This is a genomic window from Pilosibacter sp. YYHA0881 (genome assembly GCF_051602715.1).
Classification (GTDB): domain Bacteria; phylum Bacillota; class Clostridia; order Lachnospirales; family Lachnospiraceae; genus Alitiscatomonas; species Alitiscatomonas aceti.
Map to the genome: position 1 here is coordinate 1,738,515 of NZ_CP175657.1, position 15,843 is coordinate 1,754,357.

General features: G+C 52.1%; 15 protein-coding genes and 3 tRNA genes. 1 reads left to right on the plus strand and 17 read right to left on the minus strand.

Annotation, left to right across the window (positions count from 1 at the left end):
- Nucleotides 1–3 precede the first annotated feature (3 nt).
- The 15 genes from ACI6NM_RS08055 to ACI6NM_RS08125 all read right to left on the minus strand — a co-directional run bounded on the left by ACI6NM_RS08055 (nt 4) and on the right by ACI6NM_RS08125 (nt 13,965).
- On the minus strand, nt 4–1,404 hold the full coding sequence (locus ACI6NM_RS08055; RefSeq protein WP_022272729.1) for a GNAT family N-acetyltransferase: 1,401 nt from the start codon (nt 1,402–1,404) through the stop codon (nt 4–6).
- Nucleotides 1,401–1,964, minus strand: a complete 564-nt coding sequence (locus ACI6NM_RS08060; RefSeq protein WP_022272730.1) for a DNA-3-methyladenine glycosylase I — start codon at nt 1,962–1,964, stop codon at nt 1,401–1,403. Before ACI6NM_RS08060 ends, ACI6NM_RS08055 begins: the two co-directional genes overlap by 4 nt.
- 12 nt (nt 1,965–1,976) lie before the next feature.
- Nucleotides 1,977–2,522, minus strand: a complete 546-nt coding sequence (locus tag ACI6NM_RS08065; protein WP_022272731.1) for a methylated-DNA--[protein]-cysteine S-methyltransferase — start codon at nt 2,520–2,522, stop codon at nt 1,977–1,979.
- 294 nt (nt 2,523–2,816) lie between these two features.
- A tRNA-Gly gene (locus tag ACI6NM_RS08070) sits at nt 2,817–2,888 on the minus strand.
- Between the two features lie 196 nt (nt 2,889–3,084).
- On the minus strand, nt 3,085–3,624 hold the full coding sequence (locus tag ACI6NM_RS08075; RefSeq protein WP_022272732.1) for a nucleoside-triphosphatase: 540 nt from the start codon (nt 3,622–3,624) through the stop codon (nt 3,085–3,087).
- Between the two features lie 9 nt (nt 3,625–3,633).
- On the minus strand, nt 3,634–4,359 hold the full coding sequence (locus tag ACI6NM_RS08080; protein WP_022272733.1) for a GntR family transcriptional regulator: 726 nt from the start codon (nt 4,357–4,359) through the stop codon (nt 3,634–3,636).
- 172 nt (nt 4,360–4,531) lie between these two features.
- Nucleotides 4,532–5,362, minus strand: a complete 831-nt coding sequence (locus ACI6NM_RS08085) for a fructoselysine 6-kinase (RefSeq protein ID WP_022272734.1) — start codon at nt 5,360–5,362, stop codon at nt 4,532–4,534.
- On the minus strand, nt 5,362–6,339 hold the full coding sequence (locus ACI6NM_RS08090; RefSeq protein WP_022272735.1) for an SIS domain-containing protein: 978 nt from the start codon (nt 6,337–6,339) through the stop codon (nt 5,362–5,364). The genes ACI6NM_RS08085 and ACI6NM_RS08090 overlap by 1 nt, the downstream gene beginning before the upstream one ends.
- 36 nt (nt 6,340–6,375) lie before the next feature.
- Nucleotides 6,376–7,122, minus strand: a complete 747-nt coding sequence (locus ACI6NM_RS08095) for a gamma-glutamyl-gamma-aminobutyrate hydrolase family protein (protein ID WP_022272736.1) — start codon at nt 7,120–7,122, stop codon at nt 6,376–6,378.
- Nucleotides 7,123–7,155: 33 nt separating this feature from the next.
- Complete coding sequence (locus ACI6NM_RS08100; protein WP_022272737.1) at nt 7,156–8,133, minus strand: ABC transporter ATP-binding protein; 978 nt, start codon at nt 8,131–8,133, stop codon at nt 7,156–7,158.
- Nucleotides 8,133–9,122, minus strand: coding sequence for an ABC transporter ATP-binding protein (locus ACI6NM_RS08105; protein ID WP_158360215.1), 990 nt, complete (start codon nt 9,120–9,122; stop codon nt 8,133–8,135). The genes ACI6NM_RS08100 and ACI6NM_RS08105 overlap by 1 nt, the downstream gene beginning before the upstream one ends.
- 70 nt (nt 9,123–9,192) lie before the next feature.
- Complete coding sequence (locus ACI6NM_RS08110) at nt 9,193–10,878, minus strand: ABC transporter substrate-binding protein (protein ID WP_438500824.1); 1,686 nt, start codon at nt 10,876–10,878, stop codon at nt 9,193–9,195.
- A gap of 48 nt (nt 10,879–10,926) precedes the next feature.
- Nucleotides 10,927–11,793 carry an ABC transporter permease gene (locus ACI6NM_RS08115; RefSeq protein ID WP_022272740.1) on the minus strand — a complete coding sequence of 289 codons (867 nt, stop codon included), beginning with the start codon at nt 11,791–11,793 and terminating at the stop codon, nt 10,927–10,929.
- 14 nt (nt 11,794–11,807) lie between these two features.
- Nucleotides 11,808–12,761 carry an ABC transporter permease gene (locus ACI6NM_RS08120; protein WP_022272741.1) on the minus strand — a complete coding sequence of 318 codons (954 nt, stop codon included), beginning with the start codon at nt 12,759–12,761 and terminating at the stop codon, nt 11,808–11,810.
- 616 nt (nt 12,762–13,377) lie between these two features.
- Nucleotides 13,378–13,965, minus strand: coding sequence for a hypothetical protein (locus ACI6NM_RS08125; RefSeq protein ID WP_022272742.1), 588 nt, complete (start codon nt 13,963–13,965; stop codon nt 13,378–13,380).
- Between the two features lie 459 nt (nt 13,966–14,424).
- Here ACI6NM_RS08125 and ACI6NM_RS08130 point away from each other — a divergent pair, with 459 nt between their 5' ends.
- Nucleotides 14,425–15,567 (plus strand): SLC13 family permease, encoded by a 1,143-nt coding sequence (locus ACI6NM_RS08130; protein WP_438500825.1) that lies wholly within the window; start codon nt 14,425–14,427, stop codon nt 15,565–15,567.
- A gap of 68 nt (nt 15,568–15,635) precedes the next feature.
- On the opposite strand, the gene ACI6NM_RS08135 is transcribed toward ACI6NM_RS08130, so the two are convergent.
- Together ACI6NM_RS08135 and ACI6NM_RS08140 are read right to left on the minus strand one after the other, a co-directional pair.
- Nucleotides 15,636–15,706 (minus strand) — tRNA-Gly (locus ACI6NM_RS08135).
- Nucleotides 15,707–15,764: 58 nt separating this feature from the next.
- A tRNA-Phe gene (locus ACI6NM_RS08140) sits at nt 15,765–15,837 on the minus strand.
- Between the last annotated feature and the right edge of the window lie 6 nt (nt 15,838–15,843).

Genomic DNA, 15,843 nt, shown 5'->3' on the forward strand with positions numbered 1-15,843 from the left:
CTATTATAATACAGGTTTCCTCCTATCCTTCCGCACAAACGGCGGCCGTACTGTATCCTCTGTCAGCAGACCGTACTTCTCCGGGCGGCGGTACGCATTTCCATGTACCTCCTGGCGGCGGTATGACCGCAGAAGCTCCAGATCGAATTCCGCCAGCCAAAGCCCCTCTTCTCCATCGGCTTCCAGGATACACATATCTCTCGATCCCTCTTCCCCCGGCAGATACGCCACGCCGTCAAATGCCGATGAGTGACCGTTGCAGTCCGGCTTCCCCTGGGGATAATTGCAGGTGGCGATTCCAATCATGTTCTCATAGGCCCGTCCGCGAAGCTGGGACAGGCGGTTGATCTCCATAGGGCAGGCGTTGGGGACCAGGACGATCTCTGCCCCCATAAGCATCAGGATCCGGGCGCTCTCCGGAAATTCCCGGTCGTAGCAGATCATGGCTCCCACCCGCACAGCGCCGGCCTCTGTATCCAGATCCGCCGTATGGAAGCCCTCTCCCGGAGTCAGGCGGCACTCATCCCCGAAATCACAGGTATGGACCTTCGCATAGGACAGCACACATTCCCCATGGCGGTCCAGTAAAAGCAGCGTGTTCCTTGGGCCTTCCGGATACTGTTCCAGGATCGTGATCCCGATGGCCATGGACAGCTCCCGGGCCGCATTGGCAAAGGCTTTGACGAATGGGCCGTCCGCCGCCACCGCCTTATGCTCCAGCTCCTCCACGCTTTCCGGCATATCATAACCGCTGCTCCACATTTCCGGAAACAGTGCCAGGTCGGCTCCGGCCTTCTTTGCCTCCCGGCACCAGAAAAGGCCTTTTTCCAGATTTTCCTCCAGGCTGTTTCCCGGCAGGATCTGGAGCAGCGCGGTCTTAAGGCTTCTCCGTCCCCTCCTTTTCTCATAGGAAGGATGATAAAGTCCTGTGGGGCTGTAAAACTCATTTCCCGTATATACGAATCCCAGCCGTTCCAGCAGCTTCCCGGATCTTTGATTGTCCGGATGATGGCCTGCAAAAAGTCCTTCAGCATCCAGCTCCCCAAAGGCATACCAGATCGCCGCCCGGCAGGCCTCTGCGGCGATCCCACGGCCCCAGAATTCCGGCTTCAGATGGATCCCCAGCTCATAGGTCCGGCTTCTGTGGGGCCTTAAGCCGCAGCATCCGGCCAGCCGTCCTGTCTCCAGCTCAAAGACCGGCCAGTACTGGACATGATGATGCTGCCCATTTTCCATCTCCAGGGCCAGCCTCTTCCGGACCTCGTCGTCCGAAAACTGCCCGGCAGCACAGATATACCGGCACACCTGGGGATCCTCCCAGAGGCCGTTTGCCAGCTCCAGATCCTCTCCCGTCCACCAGGAAAAGCCCAGCCGTTCTGTCGTCAGAAAATATTCCCGTTTCATTCCGCCCGCACCTCCATAAAACATCCGTCCTCATGGGCCCAGATCACTCCCACCGCCTGGAGATAAGCATAAATGATCGTGGTGCCCACAAACTTCATCCCCCGCTTCTTAAGGTCCGCCGATATGGCATCTGACAGGGGAGAGCTGGTCCTTCCCTTCTCACAGACCACCCTGCCTCCGGTCCAGCCCCAGAGGTATTCCGAAAAGCTCCCATATTCCTTCTGGATCTCATAAAAAACCGCCGCATTGGTCACGGCTGCCCGGATCTTTAAACGGTTTCTTATGATCCCCGGATCATTCTGAAGCGCCTCCAGCTTCTCATCATCATATGCCATGACCGTTTCCAGATCAAAGCCGTCAAAGGCCTGGGAAAACGCCTCCCGTTTATTCAGCACACACTCCCAGGAAAGCCCGGCCTGGAATCCCTCCAGGACCAGCATCTCGAACAGCTTCCTGTCATCATGGACCGGAACGCCCCACTCATGATCGTGATAATGGATATACCGCTCATTCCCAGGATCGGCCCACCGGCACCTTATTTTTCCATCCTTCCATTCCATGATATCCCCCTCTTAAAGCGCCGTCCCCTTCACCGGAACCGAAAACCTGGAAACGTCCACGCCTTCATGGTCCAGCAGCCAGATCTTCCGGTCCAGGCCGCCGGCATATCCTGTAAGGCTTCCTCCTGATCCTACCACACGGTGGCAGGGGATAATAATAGAAACCGGGTTGTGGGCCAGGGCTCCGCCTACGGCCTGTCCGGACATGGTATCCCTGCCCATCCGGGCTGCCGCCTTTTTTGCCAGGTCTCCATAGGTCGTGACCGTTCCATAAGGGATCTCACAGAGAAGTCCCCAGATCAGCTTCTGGAATTCCGTTCCCTCCGGTGCCAGGGGAAGCTCATCCGGACACGGCTTTTGTCCGGAAAAATACCGGTCCAGCCATTTCCTGGCATCCCCGAATACCGCAGGCTCTGGTCCCTGCTCCTTTCCGATTTCTCCCACGTTCTCTCCGCCAAAATATTTCTGGCCCTGGATCCACAGCCCCGTCAGATGCTTCCCGTCGCTCCCCAGGGTCAGGAGACCGATGGGCGAAGCATACGATGTCAAACAGTACATAAAAGCCCTCCTTATTAAAAAAAGCCATTCCATACCATTAAAAGTCTGGAATAGCTATTTCTATTATTATTGTGCCAAAAAAGAAGCGTCAGCCCTGCGGGTTCCAAGACCATCTCCTGCTTCCGTAGTCTATGCCTATTTTTATATATTAAAAAAGCACGAGACGGGAGGGTCTGCCCCAGCGCAGTCCACCCGGTGGACGCAGCGAGGGCATTCGAACCAGGGCGTCAGCCCTGCGGGTTCCAAGACCGCCTCGTGCTTCCGTAGTCTGTATCTATTTTTATGTATTAAAAAAGCACGAGACGGGATTCGAACCCGCGACCCTCGCCTTGGCAAGGCGATACTCCACCACTGAGCCACTCGTGCAACAAAGTATTCTTATGAACATCGTCATTATATACCAATCCAGACCATTTTGTCAAGATTTTTTCGTCATTTTACCCTGGAAACTATAACCATCCAGCCATACATCTTTCTTCCTATCCGTCTGTTGTGGACAAGAAGCACCAGGCGTCCTCCATATGGAGATACGGAGAGAAAAATGCTTTATAAAAGCATATTTTCAATGTTTTTCCCCGTCCAGGCCTCCCCATGACCGAACAGTTGTCTGGAACTGTTTTTTTACAAAATCAAGGACCTCTTCATACAGCGCATCCCTGTTTTCTTCCGTGATGAAAAAACACCGGCAGCCAGGATGGGAGCGGACGCTGCTTAAAAAGGCCGTATCCCTGTCCTTCACTGCTGCGATCACCGGATCCCTCCCCCCAAGGCGCTCCAGAACAGCCCTGCAAAAAAGTTCTGAAGAGGACTCCAGATATCCCAGCTCGTCCATGATCATAACGCTGCCAGCCTTTACGGGAGCCAGGATCCGCGGCGCATAGCGGTCAAATCCTTCCTTCACCGGAATCCCGCAGGTCTCTCCGCACAGGCCCACCAGATTCTCCTCTGTGGGCACATGCTCCGCCCCCGCATCATAAATATGGACCTGATCTCCTTCTTTTTCTGTCTCAAATCCCCATACCGGACGGTCCAGAGACTCCAGGACCCGCCGGATCAGTGTAGTCTTTCCAGCGCCTCTGGCGCCGACGATCAGTACGTTCATATCCGCTCCCTACTTTCCCGACTCGTATACATACAGGGAAAAACGGTCTCCGTTGATCAGCTGGATCCCGGCATACATGGGCTCTCCGTTCTCATCATAAGCCGTGCTCTTTACAAACAGAAGGTAATCCCCCTTTTTCACATCCATCAGAGCTGCCTCTTCCGCCGTGGCCCGGCACAGCTCGATCATCTTTTCCGAACTGGCAACCTTTGCTCCGGCCTTTTCCTTCAGGCACTCGAACATGGACCCATTATTCAGATCCTCCTCCAGAAGGAAGGCGTATTTCAAAGGGAAATAGCTTTTCTCCACCTGGACCGGCTCTCCGTCTGCCAGGCGGAGTCTGGAAATATAGACCACATTGCTGCCCGGCTCGATCCCCAGCCGGTCGGCCACCTTTTTATCCGCCATGATCAGCCGGTTCTCCAGGACCTGTGCCCCCGGCTTCACGCCCATCTGCTCACACATTTCCGTAAAGCTCTGGAGCTTTTTCATGTTTCTTGAATATTTCGGCTTTGTGACAAACGTTCCTTTTCCCTGCTTGCGCACCACCAGCCCCTTTTCCATCAAAGAGCCCACGGCCTTACGCACCGTGATCAGACTGACTCCATATTCTTTGGCCATCTCAGCCTCGGTCATGATCTTATCGCCGGGCTTATAGACGCCGTTTCTGATACTGGTTTCCAGCTCTTCCATGAGCTGCACATACAAAGGCGTGATCGCATCCTGTTTCAGCATAACGTTTATCCCCCTGTTCCATATTTTCTATGTACTCCCGCGTGATACCTTCCCTATTCTAATATGAAGCAGTCAAAATGGCAAGTCAAATAAAAAAGAATACCCGCGGCAACAAGGAGGAATGCCGGAGATCCGGCCTGCCGCGGGTTCAGACATATATGAGATTTTTCGTTTATTCTTCCTGGAAGGCGATGCCGTGGCCAAACGCGCCGTTCACCAGGCACGTCTTTGCCGCAAACTCTGCTCCCGCTTCCATGGCCGCATGGATATCCTTCTTCTCCAGCATGGCCAGCAGAAAGGCTGTGGCAAAGGAATCTCCGGCTCCCAGAGTATCCACCGCATCCACCAGCTTCGGCTTCTGGGTGTAATACTGCTCTCCGTCATAGATCAGGGAACCCTTTCCGCCCCTGGTCGCCACGGTCATACGGCAGCCCCTGGCCTTCAGAGCCTCACAGAGCTTTTTGATCTCTTCCTCCGGCGTGTCGCCGCAGGAGGCAAAGGCGATATCCACCTGGGGCCCGATGGTCTCAATATAATACTCCTGATTCCACCGGCCGGACATATCGTAGGAAATAGGAACCCCCGCCTCACGGAGCTTATGGAGCTCTCCATCCAGATGGCCGTTGCAGCTGGTATGAATCAGCTTAAAGGTCCGGATATAATCCAGGTCCTCCTTCGTCAGCTCCAAAGGATGTTCATTAACGATGCCGCCCTTGTTGCTCATGATAAATTCCCTGTCGCCATCCACCAGGCGTACCTTGGCATAGCCGTTTTCCCCGTCATACTGGCGGCACCGGGAATGGTCCACCCCCAGCTCATCCAGAGTCCGGATCACATGATCCGCCACCTCATCCCGGCCAAATACGCCCATATAAGCCGCATCTGCTCCCAGCATCTTTGCATAGACCGAAAAGTTCATGGCCTGGCCGCCGGGATACATGATCTTTGCAGGATAATATTTATCGCACACATTATCCCCAATGCCGATGACTTTCGTTTTCATTAATACTCAACCTTCCACATATATCTTCTGTGATCCATGGAATGGCCTCTCACCTCGGCCATCTGTGCCACATAATACCGCTCGATGGGGATCAGTACCACCGGGTTGAAGAACTCTGCCACGTCGGCATCGATACGGCCCTTGTTTAATTCCTTAAAGTCAATGACAATGAAATTCTCTGCATATGTATTTAAGAATTTCAGGCATCTTTCATCCAGGGCACGGGTACGGCCTTCACTCATAATGAGGATCATCGGGAGCTTCTTATCTGTGGTCTCGAAGGGGCCGTGGAAATACTCGCCGGTATGGAGGCAGACTGCATGCTTCCACTGCATTTCCATAAAGTGACAGCAGCACATGGAGTAGGCTACGCCATAGTTGGGACCGGAGGCCAGTACATAGAATACAGGCTCGTCTTTTTCCTTATCTGCCCATTCCTTTGCGGCTGCCAGGCAGTTTTCCTTTCCTTCTGCCACGATCTCATCGATGTATTTGTATGCCTCCATGGCCTTATCGTATTTGTCCCAGCCCTCAAACTGGTGCAGCAGTTCAAAGCCGATCCGTAAGGAGTTGGCCTGGTTGGAATCGCTGTAAACCTGGTCGTCTCCATTGGAATAGGTAACCACATACTGGCCCACCTTTGCCATTCCTGTATCCATATTTCCGGTCATGGCAATGGTGATGGCTCCGATGGAGTTGGCCTTTTTCACAGCCTCCACCGTCTCTGCGGTCGCCTTTAAGGAACAGATCACAGCCACGCAGCGGTCGTCCAGCTCCTTGGGAGTCGCATGAACGAACTCATTGCTGGTGTAGGTGGTGGCACTGAAGGTCTTTGCCTCGCTCTGAAGCAGGTAAAGTCCCGGGAAAATGGCTGCCTTGGAGCCGCCGCAGGCTACAAAATAAACATGCTTAAGGCCGCCCTTTTTATCCAGGGTCTCCTTGATCTCGGCTACGATTTCTTTTACTGTTTTTGTCATTTTTCTTCCTCCTCAAAATGCGTCAGTGATTTTCCACTAACAAAGATCTACAAAATATTTAAATAATTCTGTGCCGTCCGGCCCAAAAGCCGGATTCGGCGCATCTCCCCGCATCCGTTCCGGATGGAACTGGACGCTGAAAACAGGAAGTGTCTTGTGTTCAATGGCCTCAATGATCCCATCCAGAGATCTGGCAGTCACCTTTACATCCGGTCCCACTGCATCTGCGCAGTCCCGGTGAAAGCTGTTGACCAGAAGCTTTGGACCATAAAGGCGGTTTAAGATCGATCCGTCTTCTGCGACGATCTCATGCTGGATCCCCTCCGAGTGCTCCACTGCATGCTTCCTCGGAAAATTCAGCATATTGTGGCCGCCCAGGGCCGCGTTGACCAGCTGGTGGCCTCGGCAGATCCCCATAATGGGCTTCTTCCTCTTAAAAAACTCCTCAAAGGCAGCAAATTCCATCTCATCCCGGATCACATTGCATCCGGCCTTGAGGTTGTGGGCCACATTGGCATCTCCATCAGCCAGGTTATTGAAGGTATCGCCAAACCTGGAGGGATGGACGCTTTCTCCTCCGGTAATGAGAAGACCGTCAGCCATTTCCGCGTACTCCGCAGCCAGCTTTGTGCTTCCCATCATCACCGGAACGCCTCCGGCAGCCACAATGGCATTCATGTAAGCTGTATTTAAAATAAATGACGGCACCCCGCGGCTGTTGTTCCCCAGCATGCCGGTTACAAGAATGATCTTACCCATGGGTTTTTCCCCTTTCTTTTCCATTTTCCTCCATTATACTACATGCCTCTGCTTCCATCAATGGTACAGGAAACAGGAAACACTTCGCTTTGCTCCATTCTCATCTGTAAGCTCCACAAGCTTCGGCGCTTCTTTATGGCACCGCTCCGTTGCATAAGCGCACCGGGTAGAGAACAGACAGCCTTTAGGCGGGTTCAAGGGACTGGGAACCTCGCCCTGAAGGATGATCTCATCCTTTTTTGCATGAATATCCGGGACCGGGATCGCGGAGAGGAGAGCTCGTGTATAGGGGTGGAGTGGATTTCCATAGAGCTGCTTTTTATCTGCAAGCTCCATGATCCGTCCCAGATACATGACAGCTACCCGGTCGCACAGGTATTCTACCACACTCAGATCGTGTGAAATAAAAATATAGGTAAGGTTCCGCTCCTTCTGTAAGTCCTTCAGCAGGTTCAGCACCTGGGAACGGACGGAAACATCCAGAGCAGAAACCGGTTCATCGCAGATCACAAGTTCCGGATCATTGATCAGCGCCCTGGCGATCACCACGCGCTGTCTCTGGCCTCCGGACATTTCGTGGGGATATTTTTCCAGGAATTTCTCACTGAGCCCCACCTCATTCAGAATATCGATGACTTTTTTCAATTTTTCTTCTTTTGTATATTTTCCAGATACGTCCAGCGGCGTCATCACCGACTGAACGACCTTCTTTTTCGGATTCAAAGAGGCATAGGGATCCTGGAAGATGATCTGGATCTTTTCACGCAAAGGACGCATCTGCTTTTCCGTATAATTGGTAATGTCCTCTCCATGAAATAAAATCTGGCCTCCGGTGATATCATGAAGCTTCAGGATGGTTTTCCCAAGGGTAGACTTTCCGCATCCAGACTCTCCCACCAGGCCTACGATCTCGCCCTGGTTCACAGTCAGATCGATCTGATCCACCGCCTTCACGGAGATATCCTCGCCGTTTCTCACCTTTTTTACCGGGTAATACTTTTTCACATTTCGTATTTCTAGCAACGGAGCAGCCATCAGTTTTCACCTTCCTTCCCGTACAGGAAGCAGCGTACCATATGGCCGTCCACTTCCCGCATTCCCGGATCTTTTTTCCTGCACTGTTCCGTGGCGTGCTGGCATCTGGTACAGAACCGGCACCCCTCGGGCATCTCATCGAGACCGGGAACCGTTCCCTCGATGGTGTATAAATGCTCCTCCTGTCCGCTTCCAAGCTTTGGAATGGAATTCAGGAGACCAATGGTATACGGATGCTTCGGATGATCAAAAATATCCTCTGCCGTACCGTATTCCACAGATTTGCCTGCATACATGACCATAACATGGTCTGCCACCTCTGCCACCACGCCCATATCATGGGTGATCAGGATCACAGAGGTATTGGATTCTTTCGTCAGAGTCTTGATGATCCGCAGGATCTGGGCCTGGATCGTCACATCCAGAGCCGTCGTCGGCTCATCTGCGATCAGCAGCTTGGGGTTGCAGAGCAATGCCATGGCGATCATCACACGCTGCCGCATCCCTCCCGAAAGCTGATGGGGAAATTCCCTGATCCTCTGTTCCGGAGACGGGATCCCCACCCTCTTCAGCATCTCCACACACTGGTCCAGCGCATCCTTTTTTGAGATCTGTTTGTTGTGGGTGCGGATCATCTCCAGCATCTGATCCCCGATCCGGTATACCGGATTCAGGGAAGACATGGGCTCCTGGAAGATCATGGAGATCTCATTTCCCCGGATCTCTCTCATTCTGGCTTCCGGCGCCTTCACCAGATCCTCTCCATCAAAAAGAATCTGACTGTCCTCGTCAATGATACTTACAGCAGGGGGGACCAGCCGCAGGATCGACGTAGCTGTCACGCTCTTTCCACATCCGGATTCTCCCACGATGCCTATGACCTTTCCCTTATCCAGGGAAAATTCCACGTTTTCCACTGCTGTCAGCTTCTTTTTTCCGACGTTGAAAGAAACCTTTAAGTTTTTGACTTCCAGCAATCGTTCCTCCATTTGTATCCCTCCTGCTTATATTCCCGCGGGGCCGGAGAAGCCCCGGCTCCCGCGTTATAGTTCCAAATCCTTATTTTGCTACGGACCACTCCCATACCTTCTGGTTATTTACGCCGCCTTCAAATCCATTGTAGCCCTGGAAACGGTCGGATTTTACGCTGAAGCTGTAACCGTTGTACAGCATCACCAGCGGCATTTCATCATACAGAAGCTCCTGGTAGTCGTTGATCAGTTCTTTTCTCTTTGCTTCATCCAGCTCTGCTGCAATGGCATCCTGGATCTCTGCATATTTTGTATCTGTGATCTGGCAGTATGTGGCGTTTTTGTTGTCATAGTAGCCGGCCATCCACAGCGGATAGTCCATGGCCGTGGAGCCGCAGATACCAAGATCATAGGTTCCATCCTGAAGACCGGAGAACATGGTAGCCAGCTCCACCGTCTGTACCTCAATGTTAATGCCTGCTTCTGCCAGGTTCTGCTGGATCACAGCAGCCATGCTCTCACGGGCAGAGGTAACGACCATTTTCAGAGTCTTGCCAGAATCCCATCCAGCCTCTGCCAGGAGCTCTTTGGCCTTATCTACATTTCTTTCCCATTTGGTTCCAAACTCATACTTGGAGCCCGGGATGATGCAGGTGGTTGCCGGAACGCCCTGTCCCTGGAGAGACTGGTCGATCAGCATCTGCTTATCGATGGCATAGCTCATGGCCTGACGTACCTTCTTATCCGGTACGTTCTGGTTGTTGATCAGGAATACGGCAACTGTCGTCGGCTCTGCAGACTGCTCTACATTAAGCCCCATATCCTTGGCTGCCAGGGCATCGTCCACAGTGGGAGCCTGGAAGAAGCCGTCCATCTCGCCTGCTGCAATGGAGGTGATCGTATTGGTGGCAGCGATCACTTTTAAGACCAGCTTGCCGAACTTCGGCGCGCCCATATGGTAATCTGCAAAGGACCCCAGCTGCAGCTCACTTCCGGAAAGCTCGGAGATGAAGGTACAGGGACCGGAGCCCACCGGAGCCTTCCAGAAATCACTGGTCTTGATCTCCTCCGGAGCCATATCCTTTAAAAGATGCTCTGGAAGTACATAGAAATATTTGTTGTGAAGGATCAGCCAGTCCTCCACCGGGATCACGCTCTTAAAGTTGATCTTTAAGGTGTAATCATCCACAGCTTCTACCTGGACAGATTTTTCACTTTCTTCTGTTCCTGTGTCGTCCGTTCCAGCCCATGTATTGAATTCACTTCTTAAGCCGTAATCAAATTTCGGGTTGGTGATCAGCTGTGCAGTGAACACCCAGTCGCTGGCTGTAACCGGTTCTCCGTCATGCCATTTGGCATTCTCATCCAGATGGAAAACAGCAGCTTTTCCGTCGTCTGCGGATTCCCAGGACTTTGCTCCCCTTGGAGTTACATCGGTTCCGGCCTCTTCAATAAAAGCCAGACGGTCATAAAGCTTGTCGCAGACCAGGTTCTGGTAAATGGAACCGGAAGAGGAGCCGTAGGGATTGATGGTATCCCACGCCTGGGTCATACCGTAGGTGATCACATCCTGGGAATAGTCGGCGTCTGCCGTTCCCTCTGCCGCTGCCTCTGTGGAGCCGGCCTCTGTTTCTGTCTTTCCAGCTTCCGTCTTTTCAGTCCCAGCCGCTGCCGTCGTCTCGTTCGCGCCGCCTCCGCCGCATCCAGTCAGAAGACTGGCCGCCATAGCTGATGCCATGGTCAGGCTTAAAAGTTTTCGTGTGGTTTTCTTCATGATCTTGTTTCCTCCTTATACTTTTATTGAATCATTTTTTCATTCCGTTTATTCCTTTGTTTTGGGATCCAGTGCGTCCCGCACGCCTTCTCCAATGAAGTTAAATCCGATGACCACCAAAATGATACAGATTCCCGGCGGAAGCCATACCCAGGGTCTGGCAGTCAGCACCAGAAGGTTCTGAGCCGCAAAGATAATGTTTCCCCAGGAAGCCTGCGGCGTCTGCACGCCCATGCCCAGGAAGCTTAAGGATGACTCGGTCAGGATCGCTCCCGCCACCCGGAAGGAGATATTCGCCCAGACCGGCGGGATCGCGTTGGGAAGAACCTCAGAAAATAAGATCTTCTTTGTGCTGACTCCCACAGCCCTTGCTGCCTGTATATATTCCCGCTCCCGGATCGAGAGCACGTTTCCATAGATCAGCTTGGCAATGGCCGTCCAACCAAGCACACCGATGACAACTGTTACCGTAAGGATCGACGGACCAAACACTGCCACCAGAACCAGGATCAGTACCATGGACGGGAAAGACATGAATGCATCCGCTGTACGCATAATGATGGATTCTGCTGTTCCCCGGAAATATCCGGCGATCAGTCCCAGAGGAATGCCGATCAGTACGGAGATGATCGTGGAGGTGATCCCTACAAACAGGGAAATGCGACCTCCATATAAAAGCCTTGCAAACAGGTCCCGGCCCACATCGTCCGTTCCCAGGATATGGGCATCAGACGGGGGCTTATTGAACCCGGCGGCCCGGTCGGTGGTATATGGGTCCAGGTCTGCAAAAAGGGGGATGAACACCACTGCTAAAACTAAGATCGTTACGATAGCCAGGCCCAGCATCGCTTTCTTGTTATGGATAAACTTTTTCATAGCCTGGCTGTTCCATATTTCTTTCATGGTCTTTTTCACATTCCCACCCCCTTCTATTTAAACTTGATCCGCGGATCCAGGGCCGCATAGATCAGGTCCAGGATCAGATTTGCCACCAGCACCACACCGCAGATCAGAACTGCCACACCCATGATCACCGGGTAATCGCGGCTGGTAATGGCCGTGATCATCAGGCTTCCGATACCCGGCCATGCAAAGATCTGCTCAGTCACCACCGCTCCTCCGATCAGGAACGGGATCGAAAGGCTGATGGTAGTCACAATGGGGATCAGCGCGTTCCGGAATGCATGCTTTAAAACGATGACCACATTGGTAAGTCCCTTGGAACGGGCCGTTTTAATGTATTCCTCATTTAAAACCTCCAGTACGCTGGATCTGGTCTGCTTAATATAGTTTCCGATGGGCTGGATCCCGCAGACAAACGCCGGCAGCGCCAGATGATGCAGAAGATCCAGCAGATTCCCGCTCATACCAGAGGACTGCATTCCACTGGTGGGGAACCATTTCAGTTTCACAGCTAAAACATAGATCAGTAAAAGGCTTAAGAAAAAGTTGGGGACCGACGCGCCAATGAACGAAATAAAGGTACTGATGTGGTCCCAAACGGAATTTGGCTTATACGCAGAGATAATACCCAGGGGAACTCCCACCAGCATAGCCGCAAGAATACCTGTACCCGTGAGCATCAGGGACGGCATGATCCTCTGAGAGATCATCAGACTGACTTCCTGGGAAGTCCGGTAGGAGATGCCAAAATCTCCGTGAAGCAGATCTCCCAGCCATATGAAGTACCGGATAACAATGGGTTTATCCAGTCCCATGGAAATCTTTAAGGCCTCCAGATCACTCAGGGACATTTCACCCGAAGCCGCAAGAACCGAAAGCGGACCGCCCGGCGCCAGGTTGATCAGTGTGTAGATCACAAATGTAATTCCCAGAAAAACCGGGATCGCATACAGCAATCGCTTTAATATGTACCGAAACACGCGAACTCCTCCTCTTCATATGTTTTTCACTAGAACATACTATATCATTATATATAGTTATATGTCAAGGTGAATATTTATATCTGTATATAATTCTCACTTTTTCATCATTCTGCACAAATCCAGGAACCGCGTTTTATGGAACATAACAATAATATGAAAGGAGAACTTCACCATCAGCTTCCCCCGGTCCGTGGATATCCAGCCCATTCAGCTCCTGCCTCTCCTCCCCATCCCCCCTTCAAACCTCCAAAATGAGTCCCTTTGGGCAATATCCCTGTTTTTTTCTCCCAATGCCCAAAATTCCGTCTGATTTTGGGCATTGGGAATGCCTCTTTTTGTTTTATGCCCAAAATCTCAAGACTTTTTGAATTTTTCCCAGAAAAAACAAAGATTTTTGGGTACTGGTGAAAAAAAGCGGCTTATATACCCAATCTCGTCATCAGAACCCCCACCCCCCTATCCACCCCAAAAGAGAAAATATGCAAAAAAAGCCGCCCGGCAGACCAGATTTCCAGTCTGCCGGGCGGCTGCCCTTTTATCTTATTCAGTTTCCAGACGGCTTCCGCCTCTGGCCAGGGGACTGCCCCCGTATTCCCAAGCACCAGCCAGGCAATTATTCTGCCGCCGGAGCCTCCTCTGCCTCAGAAGCAGCTCCTCCTCCGCGTTTTCCGTCGGTGATCCGGAATACGATCTCATCGCTGTTGACCTGAAGCGCCAGCTTCTCACTCTTTAACTCCGGAATATCCCCTACGGTCACAATGGTTCCCACAGGCATACCGTCCACGTCGATTTCCAGCGTATCGATCATATCTGCCGGAAGAGCCGAGTACGGAATCTTCATATTCAGCTTCTCCAGGACCGCCGTCACCTTATCCGCGTTCACCAGCACAATATCGATCACGCTGTTGACCGCCTGGTCTGCCGCCAGAGCCTGGAAGCTGATCTCCAGGATCTCATGCTTTAAGTTGTCCAGAGATTTTTCTTTTATCTGTACAGGGATCACTGTTCCATCCAGATTCAGCTTCAGACGGCTGCCCTCACGAAGCTCCCGGACCAGCTGTCTGGCCACAGACTCTTCGATCTGAAGAGCCACCGGCTCCTTTAACATACCGCCGAAAACGCTTCCCGGAACGTATCCATTCCTTCTGAGCTTCTTTGCCTTCACTGTAAGATCCCTTTTTGTTACGTTAATGGTATTCATGTTTCCTTCCTCCTGTTTGATATTGATTTTGCTGCACCTGCGGCTCGTCCGCAGATTTCTGCCTTACCTACCCTTCCAGGGCCCCGGATTTTCCCGCCTTTCTCTGCGCGCATTCCACGCGCAAATAAAAAGAAGGGCTTTTCATACAGCACCTGATGGTGAAATACCAAAAGCCCTTCTTAATATGTAAGACGGTTCTTTTTTATTTATTTTTACGATAATTAGTATAGCACACTTAAAATGAAATGTCAAATTTTCTTCTCATCCTATTTTCGGCAAATTTTTCTCGATATATAATTTGAATTTTCAGAATAAATCTATTAACTGACTCTATTCCCGACACCCCCCTGTAAACACTGCCCAAAAGTCCTCTTGCGCTCCCCTCCCTCCTGTGTTACTCTAGGACCGGACCGGAAGGGCTTCCTCCCGGAACCCAATCAAAGGAATCGAGGGATCATCATGAAACGAATTTTGTCATTTTTAAAAAAGGACGCGGTGCTTACTGCAGCCTGGACGCTGGCCATCCTGTCCATGGCGGCCGTTCCGCCCAGCATCCGCTATATCAGTTACCTGGACCTTCACACCCTGGGGCTTTTATTCTGTCTCATGGCCACCATGGCGGGACTCCAGGCCATGGGATTTTTCCACCAGATGGGAGAAAGCCTTCTAATGCGCATACACAGTCTCCGGCAGCTGGAAATGCTCCTGGTCCTCCTGTGTTTTTTCTCCAGCATGTTCATCACCAATGACGTGGCGCTGATCACCTTTGTCCCCTTCGCCATTGAGCTGCTGAAAATGATCCGCCGCGAGGACAGGCTGATCCCTGTGGTCGTTCTGCAGACCATTGCCGCCAACCTGGGGAGCATGGCCACCCCCATCGGAAACCCGCAGAATCTCTACCTCTATTCCCACTACCATCTGGGAATGGGCGCTTTCCTCCGGATCATGCTTCCCTTTGCCCTCCTGTCCCTGCTGCTCATTCTTCTTGCGCTCCTGCGCGGGAAAAACCAGCCGCTTTCTTTCGGCCTGTCCGAAATGCAGACCGTTTCGGGAGCAGCGCCATTCTGCCGCAAAAGCCTTCTTTCCTATCTGCTCATGTTTCTTCTCTGTCTGGGAGCCGTAGGAAAATGGATCCCCATCCCATTCCTTCTGCTGGCGGTCGTCTGCCTCGGACTTTCCGCAGACAGCACCGTATTTTCAAAGGTCGATTACTCTCTTCTGATCACCTTTGCGGGCTTTTTCATTTTCATTGGGAACATGAAACAGATCCCCTGGATCAGCAGTCTGTTCCAGCAGCTGATCACCGGCAATGAGCTCCTCTGTTCCGTGGCGGTCAGCCAGGTCATCAGCAATGTCCCGGCGGCTCTCCTGCTGTCCGGCTTCACCGATCAGGGCGCCTCCCTCCTCATCGGCACAAATCTGGGAGGCCTGGGAACACTGATCGCGTCCATGGCCAGCCTGATCTCCTACAAATATGTAGCCAGGGATTTTCCTGGTCTCAAGGGAAAATACCTGGCAAACTTTACAGCCATGAACGTGCTCTTTCTGGCCATCCTTCTTCTGGCCGCCGCAGCAGCCCCACAGAGCGGCCTTCTGTCGTAAAGCGCTCCTTTCCAGAATATAAAAAGCGGAAGCCCTCTGAAAATCAAGGCTTCCGCAGTAATAAAAAGAGCGGGTGATGGGAATCGAACCCACGTATCCAGCTTGGAAGGCTGGTGTTCTACCATTGAACTACACCCGCAGAAGAATATGAGAGGTCTGGGATGCCAGAGCGGCTTTCTTAGACCTTCTGTTTTTAATGCCCAGAGCCGGAATCGAACCAGCGACACGAGGATTTTCAGTCCTCTGCTCTACCAACTGAGCTATCTGGGCATATAA

Excerpts from the sequence above, each read along its gene's own strand:
- ACI6NM_RS08060 (WP_022272730.1), bottom strand. The coding sequence starts at position 1,964 with ATGGAATGGAAGGATGGAAAAATAAGGTGCCGGTGGGCCGATCCTGGG.
- ACI6NM_RS08110 (WP_438500824.1), bottom strand. The coding sequence starts at position 10,878 with ATGAAGAAAACCACACGAAAACTTTTAAGCCTGACCATGGCATCAGCT.
- ACI6NM_RS08130 (WP_438500825.1), top strand. The coding sequence starts at position 14,425 with ATGAAACGAATTTTGTCATTTTTAAAAAAGGACGCGGTGCTTACTGCA.
- ACI6NM_RS08095 (WP_022272736.1), bottom strand. The coding sequence starts at position 7,122 with ATGGAAAAGAAAGGGGAAAAACCCATGGGTAAGATCATTCTTGTAACC.
- ACI6NM_RS08065 (WP_022272731.1), bottom strand. The coding sequence starts at position 2,522 with ATGTACTGTTTGACATCGTATGCTTCGCCCATCGGTCTCCTGACCCTG.
- ACI6NM_RS08105 (WP_158360215.1), bottom strand. The coding sequence starts at position 9,122 with ATGGAGGAACGATTGCTGGAAGTCAAAAACTTAAAGGTTTCTTTCAAC.
- ACI6NM_RS08085 (WP_022272734.1), bottom strand. The coding sequence starts at position 5,362 with ATGAAAACGAAAGTCATCGGCATTGGGGATAATGTGTGCGATAAATAT.
- ACI6NM_RS08080 (WP_022272733.1), bottom strand. The coding sequence starts at position 4,359 with ATGCTGAAACAGGATGCGATCACGCCTTTGTATGTGCAGCTCATGGAA.
- ACI6NM_RS08125 (WP_022272742.1), bottom strand. The coding sequence starts at position 13,965 with ATGAATACCATTAACGTAACAAAAAGGGATCTTACAGTGAAGGCAAAG.
- ACI6NM_RS08075 (WP_022272732.1), bottom strand. The coding sequence starts at position 3,624 with ATGAACGTACTGATCGTCGGCGCCAGAGGCGCTGGAAAGACTACACTG.
- ACI6NM_RS08090 (WP_022272735.1), bottom strand. The coding sequence starts at position 6,339 with ATGACAAAAACAGTAAAAGAAATCGTAGCCGAGATCAAGGAGACCCTG.
- ACI6NM_RS08100 (WP_022272737.1), bottom strand. The coding sequence starts at position 8,133 with ATGGCTGCTCCGTTGCTAGAAATACGAAATGTGAAAAAGTATTACCCG.
- ACI6NM_RS08055 (WP_022272729.1), bottom strand. The coding sequence starts at position 1,404 with ATGAAACGGGAATATTTTCTGACGACAGAACGGCTGGGCTTTTCCTGG.